The sequence below is a fragment of the Streptomyces sp. NPDC046831 genome (assembly GCF_040645305.1).
Lineage (GTDB): Bacteria > Actinomycetota > Actinomycetes > Streptomycetales > Streptomycetaceae > Streptomyces.
In genome coordinates, this window is the sequence record NZ_JBEYXZ010000009.1 from 125,840 (window position 1) to 148,402 (window position 22,563).

Annotated in this window: 14 protein-coding genes and 1 riboswitch; of the genes, 6 read left to right on the forward strand and 8 right to left on the reverse strand. The window is 72.8% G+C overall.

Features of this window, described 5'->3' with window-relative positions; genetic code table 11:
• Positions 1-70: 70 nt before the first annotated feature.
• Positions 71-1,651 (reverse strand): YibE/F family protein, encoded by a 1,581-nt coding sequence (locus ABZ920_RS11300; RefSeq protein WP_361501761.1) that lies wholly within the window; start codon positions 1,649-1,651, stop codon positions 71-73.
• Positions 1,652-1,721: 70 nt separating this feature from the next.
• Positions 1,722-1,899, forward strand: a riboswitch (TPP riboswitch).
• Between ABZ920_RS11300 and thiC the strand changes: the two genes are divergently transcribed.
• Positions 1,892-3,676, forward strand: a complete 1,785-nt coding sequence (gene thiC / locus ABZ920_RS11305; RefSeq protein ID WP_361501763.1) for a phosphomethylpyrimidine synthase ThiC — start codon at positions 1,892-1,894, stop codon at positions 3,674-3,676. It overlaps the preceding riboswitch by 8 nt.
• A gap of 115 nt (positions 3,677-3,791) precedes the next feature.
• Here thiC and ABZ920_RS11310 read toward each other — a convergent pair whose 3' ends face one another.
• The 3 genes from ABZ920_RS11310 to ABZ920_RS11320 all read right to left on the reverse strand — a co-directional run bounded on the left by ABZ920_RS11310 (position 3,792) and on the right by ABZ920_RS11320 (position 7,430).
• Entirely contained in the window at positions 3,792-4,652 is an 861-nt protein-coding gene (locus tag ABZ920_RS11310) for a hypothetical protein (RefSeq protein WP_361501765.1), read from the reverse strand.
• 182 nt (positions 4,653-4,834) lie between these two features.
• A complete protein-coding gene (locus ABZ920_RS11315) occupies positions 4,835-5,926 on the reverse strand; it encodes a metallophosphoesterase (RefSeq protein ID WP_361501767.1) in 1,092 nt (363 codons plus the stop codon).
• A gap of 391 nt (positions 5,927-6,317) precedes the next feature.
• A complete protein-coding gene (locus ABZ920_RS11320; protein ID WP_361501769.1) occupies positions 6,318-7,430 on the reverse strand; it encodes a LacI family DNA-binding transcriptional regulator in 1,113 nt (370 codons plus the stop codon).
• A gap of 424 nt (positions 7,431-7,854) precedes the next feature.
• Here ABZ920_RS11320 and hisC point away from each other — a divergent pair, with 424 nt between their 5' ends.
• The 5 genes from hisC (at position 7,855) to ABZ920_RS11345 (ending at position 17,511) form a co-directional block, all read left to right on the forward strand.
• Positions 7,855-8,937 (forward strand): histidinol-phosphate transaminase, encoded by a 1,083-nt coding sequence (hisC, locus tag ABZ920_RS11325; RefSeq protein ID WP_361501771.1) that lies wholly within the window; start codon positions 7,855-7,857, stop codon positions 8,935-8,937.
• Positions 8,938-9,269: 332 nt separating this feature from the next.
• Positions 9,270-10,778 carry a cytochrome ubiquinol oxidase subunit I gene (locus ABZ920_RS11330; protein ID WP_361501773.1) on the forward strand — a complete coding sequence of 503 codons (1,509 nt, stop codon included), beginning with the start codon at positions 9,270-9,272 and terminating at the stop codon, positions 10,776-10,778.
• A gap of 20 nt (positions 10,779-10,798) precedes the next feature.
• Positions 10,799-11,818 carry a cytochrome d ubiquinol oxidase subunit II gene (cydB, locus tag ABZ920_RS11335; protein ID WP_361501776.1) on the forward strand — a complete coding sequence of 340 codons (1,020 nt, stop codon included), beginning with the start codon at positions 10,799-10,801 and terminating at the stop codon, positions 11,816-11,818.
• Between the two features lie 79 nt (positions 11,819-11,897).
• The gene (gene cydD, locus ABZ920_RS11340; RefSeq protein WP_361501779.1) at positions 11,898-15,476 is read left to right on the forward strand and encodes a thiol reductant ABC exporter subunit CydD; all 3,579 of its coding nucleotides are present in this window, start codon (positions 11,898-11,900) and stop codon (positions 15,474-15,476) included.
• 1,003 nt (positions 15,477-16,479) lie between these two features.
• Positions 16,480-17,511 (forward strand): M23 family metallopeptidase, encoded by a 1,032-nt coding sequence (locus tag ABZ920_RS11345; RefSeq protein ID WP_361501781.1) that lies wholly within the window; start codon positions 16,480-16,482, stop codon positions 17,509-17,511.
• A gap of 45 nt (positions 17,512-17,556) precedes the next feature.
• On the opposite strand, the gene ABZ920_RS11350 is transcribed toward ABZ920_RS11345, so the two are convergent.
• The 4 genes from ABZ920_RS11350 to ABZ920_RS11365 all read right to left on the reverse strand — a co-directional run bounded on the left by ABZ920_RS11350 (position 17,557) and on the right by ABZ920_RS11365 (position 22,425).
• Positions 17,557-18,483, reverse strand: a complete 927-nt coding sequence (locus tag ABZ920_RS11350; RefSeq protein WP_361501784.1) for an HAD hydrolase family protein — start codon at positions 18,481-18,483, stop codon at positions 17,557-17,559.
• A 164-nt stretch (positions 18,484-18,647) separates the two neighbouring features.
• A complete protein-coding gene (locus ABZ920_RS11355) occupies positions 18,648-19,550 on the reverse strand; it encodes an LLM class flavin-dependent oxidoreductase (RefSeq protein ID WP_361501787.1) in 903 nt (300 codons plus the stop codon).
• Positions 19,551-19,879: 329 nt separating this feature from the next.
• Complete coding sequence (locus ABZ920_RS11360; RefSeq protein ID WP_361501789.1) at positions 19,880-20,428, reverse strand: RNA 2'-phosphotransferase; 549 nt, start codon at positions 20,426-20,428, stop codon at positions 19,880-19,882.
• A 239-nt stretch (positions 20,429-20,667) separates the two neighbouring features.
• A complete protein-coding gene (locus ABZ920_RS11365) occupies positions 20,668-22,425 on the reverse strand; it encodes an SDR family oxidoreductase (protein ID WP_361501791.1) in 1,758 nt (585 codons plus the stop codon).
• Positions 22,426-22,563: the final 138 nt, after the last annotated feature.

Sequence of the window (22,563 nt, forward strand, 5' to 3'; positions counted from 1 at the left end):
CTTCAGCGTCACTCCGGCCGACCTGGCCGACCCGGCCCCCGGGCCGGCCCATGCAGTTCGTCCAGCCCCTTCAGTGCTTGCGGCGCCGGCCCTTACCGCCGCGCGCCGGAACCGGCTGCGCGCCCGCGGTCGCCCGCGACTCGGGCCCCGGTCGGTCCGCGGAGACCATCAGGGCGGCGAGCGCGGTGGTGACCGGGACCGAGGCGACCAGGCCGATGGAACCCACCAGGGTGCGCACGATCTCCTCGGCGACCACTTCGCTGTTGGCGACCGTGCCGACACTGCTCTGCGCGATCGAGAAGAGCAGCAGCAACGGCAGCGCGGCACCGGCGTACGCGAGGACGAGGGTGTTGACCACGGACGCGATGTGGTCCCGCCCGATCCGGATGCCGGCCCGGTACAGCGCGCGCCAGCCCATGGCGGGATTGGCCTCGTGGAGCTCCCAGACCGCCGAGGTCTGCGTCACCGTCACGTCGTCGAGCACGCCCAGTGAGCCGATGATGACACCGGCGAGCAGCAGACCGCTCATGTCGATCGACGGGAACAGGCCGTGGATCAGGCCGGTGTTGTCGTCGGTGTTGCCGGTCAGCGCCGCCCAGCCGATGAACAGCGAGCCCAGGACGCCGATCAGCAGCAGCGAGATGAGGGTGCCGAGCACTGCGACGGAGGTGCGGGCGGACGGGCCGTGACACAGGTAGAGGGCGATCAGCATGATGGCGCTCGAACCCACCACCGCCACGACCAGCGGGTTGGAGCCCTGCAGGATCGCGGGCAGGACGAAGAAGTTCAGCACCAGGAAACTGATGGCCAGCGCCACCAGCGCCATGACGCCGCGCATCCGCCCGACGATCACCACCGCGAGTGCGAAGACGCCGGCCAGCAGCGCCATGGGGAAGCCCCGGTCGACGTCGGTGACCGAGTACTGCAGATCCCTGGGCGCGGAGGGTTCGTAGGCGACCACGACCTTCTGCCCCTTGCTCAGCTGCCGCGACTGGTCCGGCTGCACGATCTCGGTGAACGTACGGCCTTTGTCGCGCCCCGTGTCGACCCGGATCGTCGCCTTCCTGCAGGTGGCGGAGTCCTGCTGTTGCGCGGCCGAGCCCGCGTCGGCGGGGTCCGCACCGCTGGGCGGGCCCCCGGAGGCGTGCACCGACTTGCAGCTCACCTCGATCACCGTGGTGACCGTGGCCTGCTGGGTCTGCCGGTCGAAGCCGACGCCGCTGCGTTCGTGCGCCGGGGCGCCGCCGGGCCAGAGCACCCCGAGCCCGACGAGCACCGCAGCGGCGAACGGGATGAGGATCGCCGCTATCACCTTGCGGAGGTGCTGCGACACGGGGGCGGCGGGGCCATGACTGTGACTGTGCCCGTGCCCGTGCCCGTGCCCGGGTTCATGCCCGGGCGGGTGCTGCCGGCCGTCACCGGGCCCATGACCGGGGCCGTGGCCGAGCTCCTGGAGGCGCACGTCGCCCTGCCCGGTGCTCCGGCCGTCGCTCTGCCCGTGGCTCCGGCCGTCACCGGGTCCGTACCCGTGCGTGTCCGGGCCGGGGCCGCCCGCGGGACCGTTGCCGCCATCCGCACCCGAGCCGCCTGCCGGCCCGTGTCCGCGCCGTGGCCCGGGCGGGGGAAAGGGGAACTGCTGTGTCGAGGTCACCGCCCGATCATCGCAAGAACGACGGGGTCCTCTGTTCACCGCGCCCGAAGTGGCGCTAGCGTGGTGGCACCTTTGCACACGCGGGAGCTCGGAGCACCGGGCTGAGAGGGCGCTGACCTCCGTCTTCGCGATGTTTCACGTGGAACCAGCGATGTTTCACACGAAGCACCGGCAGACGGGAACCGCTGCGTCGACCGCCGAACCTGTTACCGGGTAATGCCGGCGTAGGGAGTAGGTCTCATGACCAACAAGGACGCACGCACGCCTGCCTCCACGCAGATCTCCAGCGACGGGGAGACCAGCAGGTCCGTCGGCTGGCACAAGACGTACGTCGAGGGCTCGCGCTCCGACCTGCGGGTGCCGGTCCGTCAGGTGCACCTGACCAACGGGCAGTCCGTCATCCTGTACGACACATCCGGCCCGTACACCGATCCACTCGTCGACACCGACGTCCGCCGGGGACTGCCGCCGCTGCGGGAGAACTGGATCATCGCCCGCGGCGACACCGAGGAGTACGCGGGCCGCCCCGTCCGGCCCGAGGACGACGGAATCAAGCACACCTCGCCGCGAGGCGGCCTGCGCAACCTCGACGCGATCTTCCCGGGGCGGCCCCGCCAGCCGCGCCGCGGCCGCGGTGGCGGGGCGGTGACGCAACTGGCGTACGCACGCCGGGGGGAGATCACGCCGGAGATGGAGTACGTGGCCATCCGGGAGAACGTGAGCCCGGAGGTCGTACGCGAGGAGATCGCGGCGGGTCGCGCGGTGCTCCCCGCCAACGTGAACCACCCCGAGACCGAGCCGATGATCATCGGCAAGCGGTTCCTGGTGAAGGTGAACGCCAACATAGGCAACTCGGCGGTGACGTCCTCCATCGAGGAGGAGGTCGAGAAGATGACCTGGGCGACCCGCTGGGGCGCCGACACGGTCATGGATCTCTCCACCGGCCGCAACATCCACACCACTCGCGAGTGGGTGCTGCGCAACTCCCCCGTCCCCATCGGCACGGTGCCGCTCTACCAGGCGCTGGAGAAGGTCGACGGCAGGGCTGAGGAACTGACCTGGGAGATCTACAAGGACACGGTCATCGAGCAGGCCGAACAGGGCGTCGACTACATGACCGTCCACGCGGGTGTCCGCCTCGCGTACGTTCCGCTGACCGCCCACCGCAAGACCGGCATCGTCTCGCGCGGCGGATCCATCATGGCCGCGTGGTGCCTGGCGCACCACAAGGAGTCGTTCCTCTACGAGAACTTCGAGGAGCTGTGCGAAATCCTCGCCGCCTACGACGTCACCTACTCCCTCGGTGACGGCCTGCGGCCCGGTTCGATCGCCGACGCCAACGACGAGGCGCAGTTCGCGGAACTCCGCACCCTCGGCGAGCTCAACCGGATCGCGAAGCGGCACGACGTCCAGACCATGATCGAGGGACCGGGACATGTCCCGATGCACAAGATCAAGGAGAACATCGACCTGCAGCAGGAGATCTGCGAGGAGGCTCCGTTCTACACGCTCGGCCCGCTGACGACGGACATCGCGCCGGCGTACGACCACATCACCTCGGGCATCGGCGCCGCCATGATCGCCTGGTGGGGTACGGCGATGCTCTGCTACGTCACGCCCAAGGAGCACCTGGGCCTGCCCAACCGTGACGACGTCAAGACCGGCGTGATCACCTACAAGATCGCCGCCCACGCGGCCGACCTGGCCAAGGGGCACGCCGGTGCGCAGGAGTGGGACGACGCGCTGTCCGACGCCCGCTTCGAGTTCCGGTGGGAGGACCAGTTCAATCTGGCCCTCGACCCGGACACGGCACGGGAGTTCCACGACGAGACGCTGCCGGCGGAGCCGGCCAAGACGGCCCACTTCTGCTCGATGTGCGGCCCGAAGTTCTGCTCGATGAAGATCTCGCAGGACATCCGGCGCGAGCACGGCAGCACCCAGCCGGAGATCGAGGCGGGTATGGCCCAGAAGGCGAAGGAGTTCGCGGCCTCCGGCAACCGGGTGTACCTGCCGATCGCGGACTGACGACGGCCGCGGTGGTGCCCGCCCGCCATGGTGGACGGGCACCACGACGGGCCGGCTTCGTTGCCGGGGCAGGGGTCCGGCGCAGGCCCTGCCGGAGCTGAGGGCGCCGGGCCGGTCACTCCGGCCGGTGCTCCGGACCGCCGAAGTCCGGGCTGGTGAAATCGGGACTGCTGAAGCTCGGCCGGGAGCTCGGCACGCCGTCGTGGGGACTGCTGAAGCCGGGACGGTCGTAGCCGAGCCGCGGTATGCGGCCACCGGGTTCTGCCGGGGCGCCGCGGCGCTCCCCGTCGGAGCCGGGACCGGCGAGAGCCTCGCGCAGGAACGGCAGGATCCCACGTTCCAGCAGCGCCTCGCGCCAGGCCTCCCTGGCCCGGGCGACCTCCTCGGCGAGCTCGTCGTAGGACGCGCTCTGGAACGAGGGGCGGTTGCGCAGGGCGGTGAGCAGCAGCCCGGCGCCGGCGACGAGGATCGCCGCCGCCGTCAGAGCGCCGAACACCCAGCCCGTGGTGACCATGGTCCGGGCGAACGCCGGAGCGGGGTCGAGCATCCTCAGGACGTATCCGACCAGCAGGAAGATGGCCGCCGCGGTGCCGGCGAGAACGGGCGCGAGGACGGCGACGACGGCGACCGCTCCCGCGCCGGCCGTCTCGGCTACCTCTCCCGCGGTGGTGGCGAGCCCCACCGTGCCCGGATCGGCGGGAGCGGTCTCGCGGACCGGGGACGGAGTGGACGACGACGCGGGATTCCGCAGCTCCTCGCGGACCTCGACGTAGTGCTGGTACTCGCTCGCCGCGGCCGCCGTGATGAGGGCGGTGGCGCTGAGCGCCATGGTGCGCAGCTGGGCGACGGTGAGCCGCTGTCCGGCGGCGGCCAGTTCCGGTCGGTGCGGTGCGGAGCGCAGCGCCTCATCGAGGACCCGCTCGTACTCCTGGCGGTCCTCGCTCAGCAGGTGCTGCGGAACGCTGTTCATGTGCATCCCCCGATGCTCCGTAGGGCTTGGGGCTCGCACGTCGACGAGCCGTCGGGCAGAAACGGAGGGGAGCCTGCTACGGATAAGCCGATGGTAGAGCGGGGGCGGCTCGCGGTGACAGGGGGTTTCCAGAAATTGGGTGCCGACCTGCACGGACGCCCGCGACGCGGCGGGCGTCCGGTGAACCGTCAGGCGTCCAGGGGCAGTTGCTGGACCAGCAGTTTCCCGGCCATGGTCACTCCGCCGTCCATCGCGATGGCGAGCCCGCCGGCGTACACGTGCGGTCCCTCGACGACCGGGCCCGTGCCCTCCTCGCCGTCCTCGGAGCCGACCTCGCCGAGGAGGTAGGGGATGGGGCTGTGCCCGTGAACGATACGGGTGCCGCCGTACGTATCGAGCAGGGAGCGCACGGCGTCGGCACCGCCCTCGTCGCGGAAGGAGAAGCGCTTGGTGAACTTGCGGAACAGGTCCCACACCTCGTCCGCGTCGTTGCGCGTGAGCGTCTCGCGGACGGTGTCGTTGACCGCTTCGATCGAGTCGCCGTAGTCGAGGTAGGCGGTGGTGTCGGAGTGGACGAGCAGGTAGCCGTCGACCTCCTCGACGGCGTCCAGGCGTGCCATCCACTGCAGGTGGTGGTCCTGGAGGCGGTCCATGTCGCTCTTCTGGCCGCCGTTGAGCAGCCAGGCCGCCTGGAAGGTGGCCGTGCCCGCGCCGGAGTTGACCGGGGTGTCGCCGAAGCGCTTGGCGCCGAGCAGGAGCAGCTCGTGGTTGCCCATGAGGGCCTTGCAGTAGCCGCCGGCGGCGGCCGCCTCGGCGGACAGCCGCATCACGAGGTCGATGACGCCGATGCCGTCCGGGCCGCGGTCGGTGAAGTCGCCGAGGAACCACAGCCGCGCGGTGCCCGCGCACCAGTGGCCGGCGGAGTCGACGAGCCCCTTCTCCCGCAGGGCGGCGAGCAGCTGGTCGAGGTAGCCGTGCACGTCGCCGACGACGTAGAGGGGACCGGGACCGGTGGCGGCCTGCTGCGCCGGGACGGCGGCCGGGTCGGCCGTCACCTGAGGCGTGTCTTCCCGGTTGATGACGGGCAGGTCGCGTTCGGTGGGCGTGTACCCCTCCGGGTAGCCCTCCTCGACCGGTGGGACGGTGGGGACGGGGTGGGCGCCGTGGGCGTACGGACCGGTCTCGTGGACGTACGCGGGTACCCGGAAGTCGCGCAGCGTCGCCGTCCGCTCCACCTCGGGTCCCTGACCGGCCCCCTGAGTCATCGACCCCTCCACCATCGCGCCGCATCTGCACCGCTTCGGACTGCCTGGTCGCAGCGGCCCGCGGTGTCGTGGGCCCATCATAGGAATGCGCGTCGCGCCATGTGACGACCCAGGGGTGGTGAATCGGAACAGGACTCCTGTTTCACCGCCGCTTTCGCCCCGATTGGCAGGGCTTCGGCCGTCCCGTGCCCGCCCGGGGACGGGACGCGGCTCCGCTCGGCCCTCCCGGCGGGTCCGCGGCGCTCCCGCGGTACGGCGGCCGGGAGGCGCCCCGGGTACCGCACCTCGCCGCGTCGCCGGGCGCGCCTGGCGTGCACCGTACGGGGCCGCCCTCCGCCTGCGGCGCACCGTGCCGGACGGGCGTCGCGCCGGTGGCACGCTGGCCGGGGCGCCGCGAGCACCGCGTCTAGCGGCGCTCCGGTCCCCGTGGCGGGCTGACCGTCGTACGGGGCGGGCGTCGCTGGGACGACGTGCGCACGATCAGCTCGGTCGGTATGACCTGCTCGACCGGCTCGTCCCCATCGACTCCCTCGATCGCGTCGATGAGCAGCTGCACCACCGCCGTGCCGATGCGGCGCGGCTTCAGGGAGAGCGTCGTGATGGGCGGCTCGGTGTTGGCGTACACGGTGGACTCGCTGCAGCACACGAGCAGCAGGTCGTCGGGGACGCGCAGGCCGTAGCGGCGGGCGGCGGCGAGCAGGTCGGTGCCGTTCGGGTCGAACAGTCCGTAGACCGCGTCCGGGCGGTCGGGGCGTGCCAGCAGGCGGTCCGCGGCGACGGCGCCCGCGCACGGGTCGTGCGCCGGGTAGGCCTCGTACACCGGGTCCTGTCCGACGCGCTCGCACCAGCTCAGGTAGGCGGTGGTCGACAGGTGGGTGTACGTGTCCGTCGTGGTGCCGGTGAGCAGGCCGATCCGGCGGGCGCCGGCCTCGGCGAGGTGGTCGAGGATGCCCAGGACGGCGGCCTCGTGATCGTTGTCGACCCAGGCGGTGACGGGCAGCGCGCCGGCCGGGCGTCCGTCGCTGACGACGGGTAACCCCTGGCGGACGAGCTCGCTGACCACCGGATCCTGGTCGGAGGGGTCGATGACGACCGTGCCGTCCAGCGCGACGTTCGACCACACGTCGTGGCGCGAGGTCGCCGGCAGGATGACGAGGGCGTAGCCGCGGGCGAGCGCGGCCGAGGTGGCGGCACGGGCCATCTCGGCGAAGTACGCGAACTCGGTGAAGGTGAAAGGTTCATCCCCGTACGTGGTCACGGTCAGGCCGATGAGGCCCGACTTGCCGGTGCGGAGAGTGCGGGCCGCGGCCGAGGGGCGGTACCCCAGCCGGTCGGCGACCTCGCGGACATGGCGTCGGGTGGCGTCCGGGAGCCGGCCCTTGCCGTTGAGGGCGTCGGAGACGGTTGTGATGGAGACCCCGGCGGCGGCGGCCACGTCTCTGATGCCCGCCCGGCCCGGCCGGCTCCCTCGCCGTGAGGTTCCCGCGCGGCTCACCTGGTGCTTACCTGCTGCTGTCATGGCGAGCCGATAGTAGGGCTCCTGCGGTGGGGTAATGCGGACGCATATGCACGCGTAGACAGGCACGTTTCTGCATGATCATCGGTGGTCAACTGCCTGGGAAAGTAAACTTGTTTAACGATTCCATGGCAGGACGTGGCGTGGCGGCCCGTGTCGGCCTGTTGACCCCCCGATGTCTCGAAGAGGTCTCAACTCACCTGCATGGGCGATGCGCGCCACGGCGTGAGCCACCGGCGCGTAGATATATGTGTGACACGCCCCCCAATTCGTACGTGTTCGTACGCCGGTGCCCCCGATGTCGGGCCGGACGGGCCGGGCGAGCGCTCTCCTCCCCGGTCGATGATTCCCGACCCATACGCAGCGGCGCCGAATCCTCATAAGGTGAGCAGTATTGATGCCGGTGGTGGTCACAAGGAGGACTGCGGTGAGCGAGACGAGCCCGAAGCTGCGCGCCGAGCTGGAGGGTATCCCCACCTACAAGCCGGGCAAGCCCGCCGCGGCCGACGGCCCGGCGGCCTACAAGCTGTCCTCCAACGAGAACCCCTACCCGCCGCTCCCGGGCGTCCTGGAGACGGTCACCGCGGCCGCCTGCAGCTTCAACCGCTACCCGGACATGGCGTGCACGGCCCTGACGAACGAGCTGGCCGAGCGGTTCGGGGTGCCGGCGTCCCACGTGGCGACCGGCACCGGGTCCGTGGGTGTCGCCCAGCAGCTGATCCAGGCGACCAGCGGCCCCGGTGACGAGGTCGTCTACGCCTGGCGCTCCTTCGAGGCGTACCCGATCATCACGCAGATCAGCGGTGCCACCTCCGTACAGGTGCCGCTGACCCCGGGTGACGTGCACGACCTGGACGCCATGGCGGACGCCGTCACGGACCGGACCCGCCTGATCTTCGTCTGCAACCCCAACAACCCGACCGGGACCGTGGTGCGGCGGGCGGAGCTGGAACGATTCCTCGACCGAGTGCCCCGTGACGTGCTGGTGGTGCTGGACGAGGCGTACCGCGAGTTCATCCGCGACCCGGAGGTGCCCGACGGCGTGACCCTCTACCGGGACCGGCCCAACGTCTGTGTCCTGCGCACCTTCTCCAAGGCCTACGGCCTGGCCGGGCTGCGCGTCGGCTTCGCGATCGCCCACGAGCCGGTGGCGGCGGCACTGCGCAAGACGGCGGTGCCGTTCGGGGTGAGCCAGCTCGCGCAGGAGGCGGCTATCGCCTCGCTGCGGGCCGAGGACGAGCTGCTGGGCCGCGTCGGTTCGCTGGTCTGCGAGCGCACGCGCGTGGTCGAGGCGCTGCGGGCGCAGGGCTGGACAGTGCCCGAGACGCAGGCCAACTTCGTGTGGCTGCGGCTGGGGGAGCGCGCGGCCGCCTTCGCTGCGGCGTGCGAGCAGGCCGGCGTCGTGGTGCGGCCCTTCCCGGGGGAGGGCGTGCGGGTGACGGTCGGCGAGAACGAGGGGAACGACATCTTCCTGAAGGTGGCGGAGGGCTTCCGCAGGGAAGCCGCCTGAACGACGGCGGGGCGCGGAGCGCGGGCCTGGCCCGCGTCTTCCGCGCGCACCCCTGGTGAACTGCGCTTTCGTGAGCGGCCGACGCGGGATTCGTACGAGTCCCCGTCGGCCGCTCGTGTGCTTCCGGCGGCCGTCGCAAGATCACCCACGGCCGGGTCGAGGGCCGGCGGAGAAGGGGGCACCCCCCGCCTCGCAGTGCTTGAACGGTCATGCGTCATAATTGCTTGTGAATGTGAACGCGTTCACAAGCGCCTCCGATTGCTCCCCGTGACGGGTGTTGCGTCCGGAGCGAATCGGCCGCTGTGACCGCGGCGAGGTAAGGAGAGTGACGAGTGGACCTGGCATTGGCGCCGGAGACACTGGCCCGCTGGCAGTTCGGCATCACCACCGTCTACCACTTTCTGTTCGTCCCCCTGACGATCTCGCTGGCCGCCCTGACGGCCGGGCTGCAGACGGCCTGGGTGCGCACGGAGAAGGAGAAGTACCTCAGGGCGACCAAGTTCTGGGGCAAGCTCTTCCTGATCAACATCGCGATGGGTGTGGTCACCGGCATCGTGCAGGAGTTCCAGTTCGGCATGAACTGGTCGGACTACTCCCGCTTCGTCGGTGACGTCTTCGGTGCCCCGCTGGCCTTCGAGGCACTGATCGCGTTCTTCTTCGAGTCGACGTTCATCGGGCTGTGGATCTTCGGCTGGGACAAGCTGCCGAAGAAGGTCCACCTGGCCTGCATATGGATGGTGTCGATCGGCACGGTGCTGTCGGCGTACTTCATCCTCGCGGCCAACTCGTGGATGCAGCACCCCGTCGGCTACCGCATCAACCAGGCCAGGGGTCGCGCCGAGCTCACCGACTTCTGGGCCGTGCTGACCCAGAACACCGCGCTCAGCCAGGCCTTCCACACCCTGGCCGCGGCCTTCCTGACCGGCGGCGCCTTCATGGTCGGCATCGCCGCCTTCCACCTGGCCCGCAAGAAGCACGTGCGGGAGATGAAGACCTCGCTGCGGCTCGGCCTGGTCACGGTCGTCATCGCCGGCCTGCTCACCGCCGTCAGCGGTGACGTCCTCGGCAAGGTGATGTTCAAGCAGCAGCCGATGAAGATGGCGGCCGCCGAGGCGCTGTGGGACGGGCAGAACGGCGCGCCGTTCTCGATCTTCGCCTACGGCGACGTGGACAAGGGCCACAACAGCGTCGCCATCGAGGTCCCCGGCCTGCTGTCCTTCCTGGCCGACGACAACTTCCACTCGCACGTCCCCGGCATCAACGACGTCAACAAGGCCGAGCAGCAGAAGTACGGCCCCGGCGACTACCGGCCCAACATCCCCGTCACCTTCTGGGGCTTCCGCTGGATGATCGGCTTCGGCATGGCGTCCTTCGCGCTGGGTGTGGCCGGACTGTGGCTGACCCGGAAGAGGTTCCTGCTGCCACAGCATCTGCGGGTCGGTGAGGAGGAGGTGCCGCACCTGGTCCTGTTCCGGAACAAGGCGCTCGGCCCGACGCTCACCGTTTGGTTCTGGCGCGTCGCGGTCTGGACCCTGGCCTTCCCGCTGATCGCCAACTCCTGGGGCTGGATCTTCACCGAGATGGGCCGCCAGCCGTGGGTCGTCTACGGCGTGCTGCAGACGAGGGACGCGGTCTCCCCCGGTGTCTCCCAGGGCGAGGTCCTGACCTCGATGACCCTCTTCACGCTGCTGTACGCGATCCTCGCCGTCGTCGAGGTGAAGCTGCTCGCGAAGTACGTCAAGGCCGGCCCGCCCGAGCTCACGGAGGCCGACCTGAACCCGCCCACGAAGATCGGCGGCGGCGACCGTGACGCCGACAAGCCGATGGCCTTCTCGTACTAGGCCCAGGGAGCTGCACAGTCATGGAACTGCACGACGTCTGGTTCGTCCTGATCGCCGTCCTGTGGACCGGCTACTTCTTCCTGGAGGGCTTCGACTTCGGGGTCGGCGTCCTCACCAGGCTGCTGGCCCGCGACCGGCCCGAGCGGCGGGTGCTGATCAACACCATCGGCCCCGTCTGGGACGGCAACGAGGTGTGGCTGCTCACCGCGGGCGGGGCCACCTTCGCCGCCTTCCCCGAGTGGTACGCCACGCTGTTCTCCGGCTTCTACCTGCCGCTGCTGGTCATCCTGCTCTGCCTGATCGTGCGGGGTGTGGCCTTCGAGTACCGGGCCAAGCGGCCCGAGGAGCACTGGCAGCGCAACTGGGAGGCCGCCATCTTCTGGTGCTCGCTCGTTCCCGCGTTCCTGTGGGGTGTGGCCTTCGGCAACATCGTGCGGGGCGTGCCGATCGACCGGAACCTCGAGTACGTGGGCACCGTCTGGGACCTGCTCAACCCGCACGCCCTCCTCGGCGGACTGGTGACCCTGACGCTGTTCACCTTCCACGGTGCGGTGTTCACCGCGCTCAAGACCGTCGGTGACATCCGCGAGCGGGCCAGGGCGCTGGCGCTGCGCGTCGGCCTCGCGGCGGCCGCGTGCGCGGTGGTCTTCCTGCTGTGGACGCAGGCCGACACGGGCAACGGCCGCAGCCTCGTGGCGCTCGCGGTGGCGGTGGCCGCGCTGGTCGCCGCGCTGGTGGCGAACCAGGCGGGGCGCGAGGGATGGTCGTTCGCCCTGTCGGGCCTCGCGATCGCGGCCGCCGTGGCGATGCTGTTCCTGTCGCTCTTCCCGGACGTGATGCCGTCCTCGCTCGACGAGCAGTGGAGCCTGACGGTCACCAACGCCTCGTCGACCCCCTACACCCTGAAAATCATGACGTGGTGCGCCGGCATCGCCACGCCGGTCGTCCTGCTCTACCAGGGCTGGACCTACTGGGTGTTCCGCAAGCGCATCGGCACCCAGCACATCGCCGCGGACGCCGCGGCCGGCGCCGCGCACTGAGTCTGGCCGGGAGGGTGCCGCACGCGCCGTGTGACGTGTCGTGTGCGGCACCCTTCCTGGAGCGAAGGGCTTGTTTCACGTGAAACCGATTGATCCCCGCCTCCTGCGGTTCGCTCGCGCCACGCGTTTCTTCCTGGTGGCGGTCGTCGGCCTCGGCGCCCTCGGTGCCGGGCTGGTCATCGCGCAGGCGATGCTCGTCGCCGAGGTGGTGGTGGGCGCCTTTCAGCACGGCACGCCGGTCGCCGGGCTGCGTAGTCCCCTGCTGTTGCTGGTGGCCGTCGCCGGTGGCCGGGCGCTGGTGGCCTGGCTCACCGAGCTGGCCGCGCACCGGGCAAGCGCGTCCGTGAAGTCGGAGCTGCGCGCGCGACTGCTGGACCGGGCGGCGTCACTCGGTCCCGGGTGGCTCGGCGGGCAGCGGACCGGCTCGCTGGTCGCGCTGGCCACGCGCGGGGTCGACGCCCTCGACGACTACTTCTCGCGCTATCTGCCGCAGCTGGGGCTCGCGGTGGTCGTCCCGGCGGCGGTTCTGGCCCGGATCGTCACGGAGGACTGGGTCTCGGCGGCCCTCATCGTCGTCACACTGCCGCTCATCCCGGTCTTCATGGTGCTGATCGGCTGGGCCACGCAGTCCCGGACGGACCGCCAGTGGCGATTGCTCTCCCGGCTGTCCGGGCACTTCCTGGACGTGGTCGCGGGGCTGCCGACCCTGAAGGTGTTCGGCCGGGCCAAGGCTCAGGCCGAGTCGATCCGCCGCATCACCGCCGAGTACCGGCGGGCCACGATGCGGACCCTGCGGATCGCCTTCCTGTCGTCCTTCGCGCTGGAGCTGCTGGCCACGCTGTCCGTCGCCCTCGTCGCCGTGACCATCGGGATGCGGCTCGTCGCCGGCGAGATGGACCTGTACATCGGGCTGGTCATCCTCGTCCTCGCCCCCGAGGCCTATCTCCCCCTGCGGCAGGTGGGCGCGCAGTACCACGCGGCGGCGGAGGGCCTGGCGGCGGCCGAGGAGATCTTCGCCGTGCTGGAGACGCCGGTGCCCCTGACGGGCACCGGCGCCGTCCCGCCGGGCGCGCTGTCCTTCGAGGACGTCACTGTCCGCTACCCCAGCCGGACCGCCGACGCCGTGCGGGACGTCTCCTTCGCCGTCCGGCCCGGGGAGACGGTGGCTCTCGTCGGGCCGAGCGGCGCGGGAAAGTCGACGCTGCTGCACGTGCTGCTGGGGTTCGTCCGCCCCACCGGAGGCCGGGTCCGCGTCGGGGAGGCGGATCTCGCCGGCCTCGACCTCGGGAAGTGGCGGTCGCGCATCGCGTGGGTGCCCCAGCGGCCGCACCTGTACGCGGGCACGATCGCCGAGAACGTGCGGCTCGCGCGGCCCGCGGCGGACACCGCCGCCGTACGGCGGGCCCTGGCCGACGCGGGTGCGCTGGCGTTCGTGGACGCCCTGCCCGACGGCCTGGACACCGTGCTCGGCGAGGACGGGGCCGGGCTGTCCGCCGGGCAGCGGCAGCGGCTCGCGCTCGCCCGGGCCTTCCTCGCCGACCGGCCCGTGCTGCTGCTCGACGAGCCGACGGCGGCGCTGGACGGCGGCACCGAGGCCGAGGTCGTGCAGGCGGTGCGGCGGCTCGCCGCCGGGCGGACGGTGCTGCTGGTGGTGCACCGGCCGGCGCTGCTCGACATCGCGGACCGCGTGGTCCGGCTGGAACCGGCCCCGCTTCCGTCCCGGTCAGGTGCGGCCCACGGTCCGACGAGCACGGACCCGCGAAGCGGTGAGCAGCCCGCGGCCGGGGACGCGACGGTGGCTCGTGCGGCGGCGGACGACGGCACCGCCGCGCTCCCGGCCGTGGACGGCCGGGAGCAGGCACGGGGCCGGTCGGCCGGAGCCCCGCCCCTTCGCGGGCGCGGGCGGAGGCCTCGGGCGCTGGCTCGGGTCCGCGCGATGTCCGGCCCCCGGCAGGGGAGGCTCACGGGCGCGCTGCTGCTCGGCAGCCTGGCGCTCGGCAGCGCCGTCGGGCTGATGGCCACCTCCGGGTGGCTCATCTCGCGTGCCTCGCAGCAGCCGCCCGTGCTGTACCTGATGGTGGCCGTCACGGCGACGCGGGCCTTCGGCATCGGGCGTGCCGTCTTCCGGTACGCGGAGCGGCTGGTGTCGCACGACGCGGTGCTGCGGATGCTCGCCGACACACGGGTGGCCGTCTACCGGCGGCTGGAACGGCTGGCGCCCGCCGGGCTGCGCCGCGCACGACGGGGCGACCTGCTGACCCGGCTGGTCGCCGACGTGGACGCGTTGCAGGACTACTGGCTGCGCTGGCTGCTGCCCGCCGGAGCGGCGCTGGTCGTGTCCGCCGCCTCCGTGGCCTTCACGGCCTGGCTGCTGCCCGAGGCCGGCGCGGTGCTCGCCGCCGGCCTCCTCGCGGCCGGGGCCGGCGTCCCGCTGGTCTCGGGGGCGGTGGCCCGGCGTGCCGAGCGCCGGCTCGCCCCGGCGCGGGGCGTGCTCGCGACGCGCGTGACCGACCTGCTGACGGGGACCGCCGAACTGACGGTCGCCGGCGCGCTGCCCGCCCGTACCGCCGAGATCAGGCGGACCGACTCCGCGCTGACCCGGATCGCCTCCCGCGCCGCCACCGCCACCGCGCTCGGTGCCGGGCTGACCGTGCTGGTCTCGGGGCTGACCCTCGCGGCGGCCGCTGCCGCCGGCGCCCGCGCGGTCGCCGACGGGCGCCTGGCCGGCGTGGTGATGGCCGTCGTCGTGCTGACCCCACTGGCCTCCTTCGAGGCCGTCCTCGGGCTGCCGCTCGCCGTGCAGTACCGGCAGCGCGTGCGCCGCAGCGCCGAGCGCGTCCAGGAGGTGCTGGACGCGCCGGAGCCCGTCCGGGAGCCGCAGCGGCCCCGGCAGGCGCCGGCCTCGCCGTTCCCGCTCGTCGTGCAGGACCTGACGGCCGGGTACGCCGGACAGGACCGGGACGCGCTCACCGGGCTCCGGCTGACCCTGGAGCGGGGCCGCCGGATCGCCGTGGTGGGGCCGTCGGGCTCGGGCAAGACGACCCTCGCGCAGGTGCTCCTGCGGTTCCTCGACACGCGGGCCGGGACGTACACGCTCGGCGGTGTCGACGCGTCCGCCCTCGACGGCGACGACGTCCGCCGGCTGGTCGGGCTGTGCGCCCAGGACGCGCACCTCTTCGACAGTTCCGTGCGCGAGAACCTGCTGCTCGCCAGGAAGGACGCGAGCGAAGCCGAGCTGCGCGACGCGCTCGCGCGGGCCCGGTTGCTCGACTGGGCCGACAGCCTGCCCGACGGGCTCGACACGCTCGTCGGCGAGCACGGCGCCCGGCTGTCCGGCGGGCAGCGGCAGCGGCTGGCGCTGGCCCGCGCGCTGCTGGCGGACTTCCCGGTCCTGGTCCTCGACGAACCCGCCGAGCACCTCGACCTGCCCACCGCCGACGCGCTCACCACGGACCTCCTGGCCGCCACCGAGGGCCGTACGACGCTGCTCATCACGCACCGGCTGGCGGGTGTCGAGGCCGTCGACGAGGTGATCGTGCTGGACGAGGGCCGCGTGGTGCAGCGCGGCGCGTACGCGGAGCTGGCCGCCGAGCCCGGGCCGCTGCGCACGATGGTCGAACGCGAGGCGGAGACGGACCTGCTCGCCGGGGCCCGGTAGCCCGGCCCGCGCCGGAGGCGACCGGCAGGATCGGGCGACGCCCCCTGCGGGCAGGCCGGTCCGACCACCGCGCGCGGGAAGGCGGCAGGCGGCCTCGCGGCGACGGGGGCGGGCCCGTGCGGGAGGCGCACGGTGGGCCCCGTGCCTTGGGGTCGGTGTTTGCGCAGGGAGGCGCGGTGGGCTGCCTCGCGTCTAGGGGGTGGTAGTTCTGCGCGGGGAGGTGCACGGCTGCCCCGCACCTGCGCGGTCCGGGCTCCGCGCGGGAGCCGCACGGTGGCCCCGCGCCTGCCCGGTCCGCGGGCGGGATCCGGCGGGGGCGCAGGACCAACGTCAGGGCCAGGAGGGCGACCGACACGGCGAGGAGGCGGTCTCGCTGTCGCGAAGGTCCGCGACGATCTGGGCCGGCTCGTCATCGGCCAGCGTGGGCGCGGCCTCCAGACGGGCACGGGCTCCGTGGGGCCCCACACCGGTAGGTCCCATCGCGGCTGTGACAGCGTGACGGGCTCTGTCACGCAGGACAGAGCCCGTACGGTGCCGTCGTCCTGGCGGGCCGCCTCCAGCATTGACCACGCGCCGGCGAGCCGGTCGGCGGTCCGGGCCTGGACCCGTGCGACGCGTGCCCCGGCCGCCGTCACGGCCTCCAGGCCGCTTTGCGTACAAGGCGCATGGCGGCCTCGCGTCTGCGTGGTCCGGGTTCTGCGCGTAGGGCGCGTGGTGGCCTCGTGCCTGCGGGGTGCGGGTTCTGCGCATGGGGCGCATGGCGGCCTCGCGTCTCGTGGTCGGGGTTGTGCGCTGGGAGGCGGTGGCCTCGCGTCTGCGGGGTCCCGGTGCTGCGCATGAGGCGCCCGGCGGTCTCGCGTCTCGTGGTCGGGGTTGTGCGCAGGAGGCGGCGGCTTCGCGTCGCGGGGGCCGGGCGTCGAACCTGAGCCATCCGGGGCGATTACCGCCCCGGCCCGACGCGCCGACGCCGCCGTCGCCCGCCACGGGGGTCAGGATCACCGGCATGCACTCACTTCGCTGTCGGTGCCTGCTGATCGCGCTGCTGTGGGTACTCACCTTCCCGGCCGCGGGGCCCGCCGGCGCTCACGGCCGTGGCAGCGGCACCGGGGCACAGCCGGCGCGGCTCCACGAGGAGGCCGCCGTGACCGCGCGGCGCTACGAGGCGGGCCGTCGTGATGCGGCGGAGCAGCGGCAGCGGGCCCGCCGCATCGACGAACTCCGCGACCGCGAGCGCGGGCGGGTCGTCGGCCTGCGGGAGGACCTGGGCCGGATCGCGCGCGCCCGGTACCGCGCCGGAGGGGGACTGCCGCTCAGCGTGCAGCGGCCGCTCACGGACGACGCGGAGGACTCGGCGCGACTCCGGCGGGCCGCGCGTCAGGCGGGCGGCGTCCAGACGGTCCGCAGCAGCCGCCGGACCGAGCCACGGCTCACCGCGGAGGAGGCCAGGGCGCTGCGGGCCTTGGAGGCGCTGGAGCACCGCACCGTCCGCCCCACCGAGCTCGGGAAGGGATTCCGGCAGAGGCTGGAGAGGGCGCGGTGGCGGCTGCAGCGCCAGGCGGACGCCTCGGTCGCGGCGGGCAGGTGCCGTCACGCCGTGCGGCTGGGCCGGGCGCCGTCGCACTCCCCGCGGGGCTGGGTCGCGCCGGTGGAGACGTACGTGCTCTCCGCCGGGTTCGGCAACCGGGGGAGACGGTGGGCGCACCGGCACACCGGGCAGGACTTCGCGGTGCCGATCGGCACGCCGGTGCGGGCAGTCGGCCCGGGCCGGGTGGTGAGGGTGGCCTGCGGGGGTGCCTTCGGCATCCAGGTCGTCCTCCGGCACCCGGACGGCTCGTTCACGCGGTACGCCCACCTCGCCTCCGTCGCCGTCGAGCGGGGTGAGCGGGTGACGAGCGGCCAGTGGGTCGGCCAGTCCGGCAGCACCGGGAACTCCACCGGCCCGCACCTGCACTTCGAGGTGGGCACCGGCGAGTGCACCGGTTCCGCGGTGGACCCGCTGCGGTGGCTGGCAGCCCGCGGCGTCCATGTGGGATAGCCGCCCGTCCGCGGGCCGGCGGTGGGACTGTGGAGCCGGCTGCCGCTACAGCCGGTCGCCGATGAGGCGCTCGATGACCACCGCTACCCCGTCGTCGTTGTTGGCGACGGTCCGCCCGGACGCCGCGGCGACCACGGCGGGATGCGCGTTGCCCATCGCGTAGGAGCGGCCGGCCCAGGTCAGCATCTCGACGTCGTTCGGCATGTCCCCGAAGGCGACGACCTCCTCGTGCGAGATGCCGCGCTCGGCACAGCACAGGGCCAGCGTGCTGGCCTTGGAGACGCCCGGGCCGCTGATCTCCAGCAGCGCGCTCGGGCTGGACCGGGTGATGGTGGCGCGCTCCCCGACGGCCAGCCGGCCGAGGGTGAGGAAGGCGTCCGGGTCCAGTTCGGGGTGGTAGGCGAGGATCTTCAGGATCGGCTGGTCCGAGCCCACCCCGTCCGGCGCCAGCAGCTCCTCGGCGGGTGCGAGCGTGTCGGGTGTCTCCATGTGCAGCTTGGGGTACGCCGGCTCCTGGTAGAAGCCGTACGTCTGCTCCACCGCGTAGACCGTGCCCGGCGCCGCGTCGCGCAGCAGCCCGACCGCTTCCACCGCGTTCTCCCGTGCCAGGTCCCGCACCTTGACGAAGCGGTGGGCGCCGGGGCCGCCGTGCAGGTCGACCACGGCCGCGCCGTTGCCGCAGATCGCCAGGCCATGACCGTGGACGTGGTCACTGACGACGTCCATCCAGCGGGCCGGGCGGCCGGTGACGAAGAAGACCTCGATGCCCGCCTCCTCGGCGGCGGCGAGGGCGGCGACCGTGCGGGGTGAGACGGACTTGTCGTCGCGCAGCAGGGTTCCGTCGAGGTCGGTGGCGATCAGCCGCGGCCGGACGATGGGGGCACCTCCCTGTTCGGGCGAAGTCGCGAGCGGGGGCGCTGCCGGGGGCTCGGGCTGTCGAGTCGCTGAGGTCACCCGGTCATTGTCCCGCACATGCCCGCACGGGCGTGCGGAACTCCGCACAGCTGAGACGTTGCGGACGTCACGTCACGTCGTGTCACACCATGTCCCGGCTTCGGAGGGGCGGCGGCGCCGTGGCCGCTCCCATGGCGGGGCCAGGCCGCCGGTGCCACCGCCCCCCAAGGGGCCGGGCCGGCTCACGCCAGCTGCGCGGGCGCCTCCAGGGCGATGCGCTCGAACACCTTCTGGTCCGCCGCGAAGTCCGAGTCCGGGATCGGCCAGTGGAGCACGATCTCGGTGAAGCCCAGTTCCTGGTGGCGGCCCGCGAAGTCCACGAACGCGTCCAGGGATTCCAGCGGCCGCCCGCGGTCGGGGGTGAAACCGGTGAGCAGGATCTTGTCCAGCTCGGCGACGTCCCGTCCGCTCGCCGCGCAGGCGTCGGCCAGCTTCCGGGTCTGACCGCGCAGGGCCTGGACCGACTGTTCCGGAGTGCCGTCCTCGAACAGCCGCGGGTCACCGGTGGTCACCCAGGCCTGCCCGTACCGTGCGGCGAGCCGCAGCCCGCGCGGCCCGGTGGCCGCCACGGCGAACGGCAGCCGGGGGCGCTGGACGCAGCCGGGAATGTTGCGCGCCTCGTGCGCCGAGTAGAACTCGCCCGCGTACGACACGTCGTCCTCGGTCAGCAGCCGGTCGAGCAGCGCGACGAACTCGGCGAACCGGTCGGCCCGCTCCCGCGGAGTCCAGGGCTCCTGTCCGAGCGCGGTGGCGTCGAAGCCGGTGCCGCCCGCGCCGACACCGAGCGTGATCCGCCCTCCGGAGACGTCGTCGAGGGAGATCAGTTCCTTGGCGAGGGTGACCGGGTGCCGGAAGTTCGGCGAGGTGACCAGCGTGCCCAGGCGCAGGCGCTCGGTCGCGGCCGCCGCGGCGGTCAGGGTGGGAACGGCACCGAACCACGGGCCGTCCCGGAAGGTGCGCCAGGACAGGTGGTCGTAGGTGTAGGCGGCGTGGAAGCCGAGCTCTTCGGCGCGTGTCCAGGCCGAGCGGCCGCCCTCGTGCCAGCGGCGGTAGGGGAGGATCACGGTGCTCAGGCGCAGACTCATGCCTCCGAGCCTATAGGCCCTGTCGCGCGGATCAGCCCGGCGTCACGGCCCCCCGGCACGCACAGTCGCCGCCGCGCTGTCGTCGGTCGGTGAGCTGACGCCCCCGGCGCGGCCGCGCGCACCCGCGCCGCACGCGGCGGCGGTCCTGGGTCCTGAAAGAAGCGCCTTGCGCAACGGCCCGGGCTCCATGGCCCGCGCGTTTCACGTGAAACAACGGCGCACCGGCCGCTCAGTCGCGCGGTGCGGAGAACAAGTGCCGGGGTCGGGCGGGAGGGCTCGCACTCGGAGCGATGCCTCGGGCGGCCACGCCGGAGGAACGCCGGCCGGCATCAGCGGGGATCGGGGAACCGGAGGTATGCGGGCGGGACGCTCCTGGTCAGCCACACCCCGTTGGCGCTGACGTGGAAGACATGGCCGTCGCGGTGCATGGCGGCGGCGTCCACCGAGAGCACGACCGGGCGGCCGCGGCGGGCACCGACGCGTGTCGCGGTCTCGCGGTCCGCGGACAGGTGCACGTCGTGGCGGTTCATCGGCCTCAGTCCCTCGGCGCGGATGGCGGCCAGGGCGCTGGCCACGGTCCCGTGGTAGAGGTGCGGCGGCGGGACCACCGGTGGCAGGCCGAGGTCGACCTCGACGCTGTGGCCCTGGCTGGCCCGGATGCGGTCGCCTTCGATCGCGAAGCGCCGCTTGTCGTTGGTGGCGACCACGCGGTCGAGTTCCTCGCGGGAGAAGGGAAAGCCGTGAGCCGCCGCTGCCGTGATCAGTGTGTCGACGGCGACCCAGCCGCCCTCGTCCAGGGTCAGCCCGATCCGGTCCGGCTGGTGGCGCAGGTGCCTGGAGAGGAACTTGGACACCTTCACCGTGCGTCTTTCGTCCATCCCCCAAGGATGCCGCGAGAGACGCGGATCACGCAGAAGAGATCGACGAACAGGTTTGATCCACAGCCCGGCATGGTTTTCCACAGGCTGAGGCGCGAGATTGTGGACAAGTGGCCCCTGTGTCAGGCAAGTGGCCTCTGTGTCAGGGACCCTCGGGTCAGGCCGTTCGACGGGGGCAGCGGCCGGATGGCACGGTCCGCGGAGGCTTCACAGCCGGAGCTCTCCACAGCCGGAGCTCCTCACAGCCGGGGCTCCACCCGCGCGATCCGCCGCGCCAGGCCGGGAGCCCAGCGGGACACCGCGTGGAGGGCCCGGGCCTCCGGGGTGACCGGGACCACCGCCTCGTCACGGACCACCGCCCGCACGATCGCGGCGGCGACCCTCTCCGGCGGGTAGCCGCGCAGCCCGTACAGGCGGGTGACACGCTGCTGCCGCCGCCTCTCCTCCGCGGCGTCGACGCCCGCGAACCGCGCCGTCGACGTGATGCCGGTGGCGACGAAGCCGGGGCACACCGCCGTGACGCCGATCCCCCGTCCGGCCAGCTCGGCGCGCAGGCACTCGCTGAGCATCAGCACGGCCGCCTTGGAGGTGCTGTAGGCGGGCAAAGCCTTCCAGGGGTGGTACGCCGCGGCGGAGGCGATGTTGACGATGTGGCCGCCCTGCCCGCGCTCGGCCATCCGCCGTCCGAACAGCCGGCAGCTGTGGATGACGCCCCACAGGTTGACGTCGAGGACCTGGCGCCAGTCCTCGGGGGTGGTGTCGAGGAAGGCGCCGGACAGGCCGACGCCCGCGCTGTTCACCAGCACGTCCACGACGCCGTACTCGGTGGCCACCCGCTCGGCGAGCTGCTCCATCGCCTTCTCGTCGGAGACGTCGGCCGTCTCCGCCCACGCCTCCCGCGCGCCGGCCGCTCGGCACGACTCGGCGGTGCGGGCCGCGGCCTCCGCGTTCCGGTCGACGGCCACCACGCGCGTGCCGGCCTCGGCGAACGCGAGCGCCGTCGCCCGCCCGATGCCACTGCCCGCCCCGGTGACCAGCACGAGCTGCCCGCTGAAGCGGTCGGCGTGCCTCCCGCCGGGCCGCGGCGCGGGACGGCCCTCCTCGGTGGCCGTCACGAACTCCGCGATCCAGGTCGCCAGCAGGTCCGGGCGGGTTCGCGGCACCCAGTGCCCGGCCGGGAGCGTCCGGCGCACCAGCCGCGGCGCCCACTCCTCCAGCCCGTCGTACAGCCGCTCCGACAGGAACGGGTCATCGAGGGGCGTGATGAGCTGCACGGGTGCGTGTGCGTAGGCGTCCGCGCGGGGCCGGCGCAGCCGGGGCCGGACGTTGTCCCGGTAGAGCCAGGCGCCGTGCGCGGCGTCGCGGGGCAGCGACGAGGTCGGGTAGTCGCCGCCGGGCAGCTTCTCGGCCCGCCGCAGGATCGCCGGCCAGCGCCTGCCGAGCGGGCCCCGCCAGGCCAGCTCGGGCAGGAGCGGCGTGTGCAGCAGGTACACGTACCAGGACTTCGCGCCCTGGGCGAGGAGCTGGCCGATCCGGCGCGGGGTGGGCCGCCTCATCCGCCGGCCGATCCAGTGGCCGAAGTGGTCGAGCGAGGGCCCGGAGAGCGAGGTGAAGGAGGCGATGCGGCCCTCGGTGCGCCCCACGGTGACGAACTCCCAGGACTGTACCGAGCCCCAGTCGTGCCCGACCAGGTGCACGGGCCGCCCGGGGCTCACCGCGTCGGCGACCGCCAGGAAGTCGTCCGTGAGCTTGTCCAGGGTGAAGCCGCCGCGCAGGGGCCGCGGGGCCGTGGACCGGCCGTGGCCCCGCACGTCGTACAGCACGACGTGGAAGCGGTCGGCGAGGCGGACGGCCACCTCGGACCAGACCTCCTTGCTGTCCGGGTAGCCGTGCACGAGGAGGACCGTCGGCCGGGCCGGGTCGCCCAGTTCGGCCACGGCAAGCTCGACCCCGTCGGCGTGCACCCGGCGCTCCCGCGCGTCGTCGATCACCGTCACTCCCCTCAGCTCGCCCCCGGCGACTGTGGCAGTCGTTAGACGGACCGTCAACAGTGCCCTGCGCACCCCGGGGAGACCGCTGATGGCGTGAGACCTCAGGGGGACCCCTACGTACCCGTACGACTGGAGTCTGACACC

What these genes read in the sequence shown, in the direction of transcription:
- ABZ920_RS11315 (WP_361501767.1), bottom strand. Translation starts at nt 5,926, where the DNA reads ATGGTGGAGGGGTCGATGACTCAGGGGGCCGGTCAGGGACCCGAGGTG.
- ABZ920_RS11320 (WP_361501769.1), bottom strand. Translation starts at nt 7,430, where the DNA reads ATGACAGCAGCAGGTAAGCACCAGGTGAGCCGCGCGGGAACCTCACGG.
- ABZ920_RS11360 (WP_361501789.1), bottom strand. Translation starts at nt 20,428, where the DNA reads ATGGACGAAAGACGCACGGTGAAGGTGTCCAAGTTCCTCTCCAGGCAC.
- ABZ920_RS11355 (WP_361501787.1), bottom strand. Translation starts at nt 19,550, where the DNA reads ATGAGTCTGCGCCTGAGCACCGTGATCCTCCCCTACCGCCGCTGGCAC.
- thiC (WP_361501763.1), top strand. Translation starts at nt 1,892, where the DNA reads ATGACCAACAAGGACGCACGCACGCCTGCCTCCACGCAGATCTCCAGC.
- ABZ920_RS11345 (WP_361501781.1), top strand. Translation starts at nt 16,480, where the DNA reads ATGCACTCACTTCGCTGTCGGTGCCTGCTGATCGCGCTGCTGTGGGTA.
- cydB (WP_361501776.1), top strand. Translation starts at nt 10,799, where the DNA reads ATGGAACTGCACGACGTCTGGTTCGTCCTGATCGCCGTCCTGTGGACC.
- ABZ920_RS11310 (WP_361501765.1), bottom strand. Translation starts at nt 4,652, where the DNA reads ATGCACATGAACAGCGTTCCGCAGCACCTGCTGAGCGAGGACCGCCAG.